The organism is Pseudoalteromonas sp. A3 (genome assembly GCF_025942345.1).
GTDB classification, from domain to species: Bacteria; Pseudomonadota; Gammaproteobacteria; order Enterobacterales; family Alteromonadaceae; genus Pseudoalteromonas; species Pseudoalteromonas atlantica.
The window spans coordinates 1-5,728 of sequence record NZ_JAPCKL010000025.1 but is presented as its reverse complement, the minus strand read 5'-3'; the positions used below and the strand labels follow the sequence as shown (position 1 = coordinate 5,728).

Below are 5,728 nucleotides of genomic sequence, written 5' to 3'. Positions count from 1 at the left end.
GGTAAATTTTTAAGCTAAAAAGAAGATTTTATGACACAGTTTGGCTTGTATAATTAGAGTGGCTGTCTAGTTTAGTTGGTGTACCAAATCAATTTCACCCAGTAGCGCTAATTAAACAAGGTGAGGTGTACTACTACCACCTAGACCAACTGAATACCCCACGTTTTGTTACCAACAGCAAAGCAGAAGTAGTATGGAAAAACCAAGCGGATGTGTATGGCTATGAAGAATCAGAAGCCGAGCCTGAGTCAAATAAAAAAGACATCTTCACTCAGCCAATACGTTTTCAAGGGCAATATTTAGAAGAGGAAAGCGGCCTGCACTACAACCGCTACCGCTATTACAGCCCCAAACAACAACGCTTTATAAACCAAGACCCGATTGGCCTTGTGGGTGGCATAAACCACTACCAATATGCACCAAACCCGGTGAATTGGGTCGATCCGATGGGGTTATTGTGTAAAGAGGGGGTGAAAAAGCTTTCTAAGATGATAGGCGACATCGTTGACCCAGCAACAAAAGCCAAAATATTAAAAATTGCTGAAGACAGTTCTCCAGCAGATGCCAGAACTGGTAATATTAAAGTAACAAGACCTAATGGTGAAAATAGACTTGAGCATGAATATAGTATCGAATCTATGGATGTTGATAACGGTAAAATTACTTTAACACGAGAAGTAGGCGATAAAGTGATTGAAACTACGATGACCATTGAACAGTTTGTTGGTGGGCATGTTATTGATGGCAAAGTGGTAAATGAAGAATGGTCTCGTGAAACAGGAACGTTGACTGAGAATGAGTTAAAACTCAATAAAGCAACTAAAAAGGCAGGCAGTAAACGGACTGTTTCTTCTCTTCCTGTAACGTTGAAAGAGAATGTGAATACTCGTGATGCGGAAATGCTCGAGCGAGATAAGCACAAGGCGAAAGCTTCACCAGAAGAAACACAACGTTATAACGACCAAATACCACTGATTAACAATGAATCAGCCAAAATTGGTGAAAAGGCTGCTGATGCAGCGATTAAAATACAGTACCCTGGTTATACTCGCATTCACCCAACTAGCTTAGATAGTTCTACATCGGTAAAGGGTAACTTTGATATGGTTTATCATAATGCTAATGGTGATGTAATTATTGTTGAAGCCAAGGGGGGCAGTAGCCCATTGGGTAAAATGAAAATAGGTGATGAATATTATCAGCAAGGTACAACGGAATATGCAGAAGCCATTACGGAACAAATGGCAGATAGCGAGAAAGAGTCTGAATTAGATGCTGCTGAAGCAATTTACAATGCTGACACAAAGAATAAAAAGGTTCAATATTTACACGTTAAAACACCCATAACTAAAACAGAGAATGGCTCGCTCGTCGGCAGTGTAGAAATTTCCGAATTTGATATATAAAAAATAACATAATAGGTTAAATATGATTATAAATCGCAATAGCATTCCAGAATTTGAAAAAATACCTCTTAAAAGACGTTTAAAGCGATTAGAGCGAGCTTATGAAGAAATTGCAGAAAATATTGAAATTAAAAGGGACAATTTATTGACGATATCAAAGGATATGATAAAGCTTGCTCGCTGGCTCACTTGGGAAGTTCAAACGCCAGAGATAGAGAAAAAGTCAGCAACAGGGCTACGTTATGCGTCAAAAATGTACGCAGCGTTCTTAAAGCTTGCACAGTACCCAGAGCAAGACCTTACGTTTAAAATATATGATTTACCTGAAGTAAAGTGGAATGGAAAGGGGATGTTAGAATCTGGACGCGCAGCTCCATCGCAATGGCTTGATGCCTATTTTTTAGCGGTTATTACTCGCGATACTGAAAGTATGGATAGCTTGGCAAATTTCCCTATAGAAACAATGAAACAAAGTGCGACACAGACAGGCCCCGTTTCTTATAAGCTCGTTGAAGTATTTCAAGCTTATCACCATCATCAAGCCGATTACCCAAAATTGCTTGACGAGTGTATGGGAATGGCTGTTAAGCAAAATGATGACTGGGCGATATATATTGCTTTCGGATACTTAGAAACTCTAGCTGCTTTATCACCAGCAACTTTTGATGTTGGTTGTGATTTTAATGAAGCACTTGCCAAAAACGTACAAGCGCAAGAGCGCTATCACATTTATGAGGCAGGTCCAGATCATGCCCCTGTAGATTCATTCTTACCCCTGCAATTACTCGGCATGGCGTGCATGTGGCACGATATGGGTAATGAGGTAACGGTTGAAAGTGATTCACTTCCTCGTTTTTTAATTAATGGAACTTATTTTAAATAATTAGAAATATAGGTAAGGAGGCTCAAACCACTATGTTTGGTTTAATAAAAAAATATGACGTACACATGTGCTCTGAAGTTAAAGGGGTAATTACTTTAAACGGTAATCCCGTTGAAGGTGCTTTAATTAATCGCAGCCTCAAATTTGCACATAAAATTGAAAAAGCGGGAATAAACTAGACACCCATTTTAAATAGTGGGTGTTAATTTACTACTAATACATTGTAATTAAAAATATAACATTAAAGAAAAGGATGCTTCGATGGCAGTAATCAGAATAACTCAATCTGTTGGATTGGGCGGCGCTAACAATTTAAACGATGTAAAAACCGTACAAACCGCTTTAAATTCACTTCTTTCCCTCATAGCGCCCACTAGAAAACTTACCGTAGACGGTCGTTTAGGCTCACGCCCTGAAAACTCTAAAACAGTAGCGGCTATTAAGTTGTTTCAAAGCAAAGTGGTAAACATGGTACGCCCAGATGGAAAAATAGATCCAAATGGACGCACCCATAGAAAAATTAACGAAAAGCTTATAACCCTTGTAGTTAAAAATAACTTTAAGCTACCAGTTGCCTCTACAGATGTTAAAAAGCTATCAGAATCGGATTATCAAGATATTGCAAAGGAACTAGGATGTAAAGTTGCAGCTATTAAAGCTGTCGCCGATGTTGAATCTTCTGGTGATGCATTTTTTTCCAATGGTAAACCAAAGATCTTATATGAAGCACATATATTTTCTCGCTATACAAACCATATATATGATCAGAGTCATCCACCTATATCTAGCAGACACTGGAATCGTAGTTTATACATAGGTGGTACAAGAGAATACACAAGACTAGAAGAGGCTATGACTCTAAATTCAACAGAGGCATTAAAATCAGCTTCTTGGGGGCGTTTTCAAATTATGGGCTTTAACTATCGTGCATCAGGGTTTTCTAATGTTGAGGAGTTTGTACGAACAATGTTTAGCTCTGAAAGAAAGCAACTTGATGCGTTTGTTAATTTTGTGAAACATAAAGGCCTAGAGAAACACCTGCTCACGCTAAATTGGGCTGCATTTGCCAAAGGCTATAATGGGTCAAAATATGCGGAGAACCAATACGATATCAAACTGCAAAAGGCATTTGAAAAATATGATAAAAAATAACCGTTTTCAGGCTTTATTTATTCTTCCGCTATTTTTTGTTGCATCATGTAATGCAACTCAAAGTGAGGCTGAGATTATATTTAAGTGTCAAGCTGATGCACCTAAGCCAGTCGAAATTGTTGTTAGTGAAGTGAATGGAACATTTAAATTGGAGGCGTTTAATGTTGATGGAAGCAACCTCATCAATTCCATTTCACTCAGTGATATAAGTAAGTCCAGTTATCACCGCTCTTTAGTTACAGAGCATAGTATGACTTTTACGCAAGCTAATGGTGACGTCGTAGTAAGTGATTACTACAGTGAAGAGTTTGATACGGTTACAGAGGAAAAATCAGTCACCATACAAAAAAATGGCAAAAAAGAATATTGGACTTGTGATGATTCAAGTTTTAGCAAGCTATCTGCTATTGATGATTTTTAAAGTGCATCGTAACTATTCAGCCCCACCTTTAGAATAAATAACATGATACCCACTTTAAATAGTGGGTGTTAATTGGCAGAATAAACTAGATGGCAGAATAAACTAGACACTCATCTTAATTTTGAAGTTTGGCTGATACAAAATATTACCACTGTATCTCGCGTTGTGTTCGGCGTGCTTTTTTGTGCGGTGAAGAGCATTTTACAGGTCAATCTTATGAACATCGACGAGGCTGGGTTGAAGATAAGCTGCTTGAGTTAGCCGAGATATTTTGTATTGATGTGTGCCCTTATGCTGTTATTAGTAACCATACTCACTTGGTTCTGTATGTAGATGACAAAAAAGCTGAATGATAAAGTGACCATTATTCGTTGGCATAAACTGTGTAGAGGTACTGTACTTACACAGAAATATATAGAGGGCGAAAGCTACTCGCATAAAATTAAATCAACTATAGTGAAATTTTAGTAATAAATCACAACTGCATCATGCAGCGATTTTTATGCGTTTAATTTAAATTTAACAGCAGTAAAATTCTATTTTATGGGTTAAATAAACTAAATTTATTAGGAAAGATAGGTTCTTAATCTAAAAATTTTTATGGCACAGTTTAGCTTTTACTTGCAACTGAAGTATATGAGGAGTTGAGTAAGTAGTGTCTAAAAACGATGAGGTATTTCTATTATTTCCACCATGGAAGCTTTTACGAAGGTTTCTATTAGTAACAGTGCTCTTACTTTTGGGTACTGCATACTCCGGAATGACTGTGTTAACGCAATACTTTGATACAGAACCTGAGTGGCTGTTAGGCATTTTATTTTCTACAGGGGTAGCATTTTGCCTTATAAATTTTAAAGTAAGCCAAGGCTCTTTTTTTTGCGCAAATATATTAAAATTCTATGCTTTATTTTTAGCTGTGATTTGCTTACCGACTTTTATAATTTTAGAAGGTAATGGGTATTATATTGCAACAGCTATCAATGTAGCCTTTATGTTGCTCTCTTTTTATTTAATTAAAGGAGAAAAATACCAAGGTCTTATTAAATATCAGTATGATTTTTTTAAAGATATAAAAGACGCTCGTGCTGCTGTCGAAAAAGAAATGGCAAAAAGTAACCGAAGGAACAAAAAGTAATAATTTTTTTTACCTTTATTCAATTTAGAACTCTAGGGAGCTATGAACGCCTAAGCTAAGGCGCTATAGAAATGCTATGGAACAACAAAACCAACAAACATTAACTAACCTTGTTTACGATATATACGAAAACCCAACTTTAATAGAAGAGCATCAAGTGCTTATCATGCCCTTGTTGAGCGATTTAGTTGCCACAGCACCAGCTGGCTTTGAGGGTATGGCGACGATGATTAATACCCATATTTCTAATGGGTTTAAATTCAAAAATCCTAAAATACAAAAATTTGAACTTGAGTCAGGGCTTTTAAAACTTAAAACATACTTTCAAAAAATAAACCTTTAATACCTACCTCTCTTTTTTATTGAGCACCCACATTTTTAATTTTAATGCAGCACGTGTGCTGCATTTGTTTTTCTCATTAAGGATGATGTATGAGCCTTATTACCACGAGTATTTTAATGCTGTTTTTACAGCCTTTATTTGTATATTTAGCTCTTTTTAAAGAGTCTGAGCAAAGTGCCCGAAACCGTTCCCTAGATAACGAGGATGCTATGTATCTATTTATAGCGCCAGGGTTAGCTGTATTTTATCCTGATGACTTTTGGCAGGCGGTACTTTATTTAGGAACTGTATGCCTATTAGGTTTAATGCTCGCCATTATTGTAAAAAGCAAAGCTAAAAAACGATTAACAAGGGATGACGCTATCGGGTTTACAATTGCCAGTTTTTT

General features: G+C 36.8%; 7 protein-coding genes and 2 pseudogenes. All 9 read left to right on the top strand.

Annotated elements, in window-relative coordinates; translation table 11 throughout:
- Positions 1-125 precede the first annotated feature (125 nt).
- On the top strand, positions 126-1,406 hold the full coding sequence (locus OIZ54_RS20320; protein ID WP_319641029.1) for an RHS repeat-associated core domain-containing protein: 1,281 nt from the start codon (positions 126-128) through the stop codon (positions 1,404-1,406).
- 22 nt (positions 1,407-1,428) lie between these two features.
- Positions 1,429-2,289: an immunity 49 family protein gene (locus OIZ54_RS20175; RefSeq protein WP_264391147.1), complete on the top strand. Its 861-nt coding sequence runs from the start codon at positions 1,429-1,431 to the stop codon at positions 2,287-2,289.
- A gap of 32 nt (positions 2,290-2,321) precedes the next feature.
- On the top strand, positions 2,322-2,468 hold the full coding sequence (locus OIZ54_RS20170; RefSeq protein ID WP_157743015.1) for a hypothetical protein: 147 nt from the start codon (positions 2,322-2,324) through the stop codon (positions 2,466-2,468).
- A gap of 82 nt (positions 2,469-2,550) precedes the next feature.
- Positions 2,551-3,441 carry an N-acetylmuramidase domain-containing protein gene (locus OIZ54_RS20165; protein WP_264391146.1) on the top strand — a complete coding sequence of 297 codons (891 nt, stop codon included), beginning with the start codon at positions 2,551-2,553 and terminating at the stop codon, positions 3,439-3,441.
- The gene (locus OIZ54_RS20160) at positions 3,428-3,862 is read left to right on the top strand and encodes a hypothetical protein (RefSeq protein ID WP_096042756.1); all 435 of its coding nucleotides are present in this window, start codon (positions 3,428-3,430) and stop codon (positions 3,860-3,862) included. The genes OIZ54_RS20165 and OIZ54_RS20160 overlap by 14 nt, the downstream gene beginning before the upstream one ends.
- A gap of 128 nt (positions 3,863-3,990) precedes the next feature.
- A pseudogene (locus tag OIZ54_RS20155) lies at positions 3,991-4,297 on the top strand (hypothetical protein); the annotation flags it as partial.
- Positions 4,298-4,517: 220 nt separating this feature from the next.
- Complete coding sequence (locus tag OIZ54_RS20150) at positions 4,518-4,997, top strand: hypothetical protein (RefSeq protein ID WP_157743016.1); 480 nt, start codon at positions 4,518-4,520, stop codon at positions 4,995-4,997.
- Positions 4,998-5,073: 76 nt separating this feature from the next.
- Positions 5,074-5,340, top strand: a complete 267-nt coding sequence (locus OIZ54_RS20145) for a hypothetical protein (RefSeq protein ID WP_096042758.1) — start codon at positions 5,074-5,076, stop codon at positions 5,338-5,340.
- 89 nt (positions 5,341-5,429) lie between these two features.
- A pseudogene (locus OIZ54_RS20140) lies at positions 5,430-5,728 on the top strand (hypothetical protein); the annotation flags it as partial.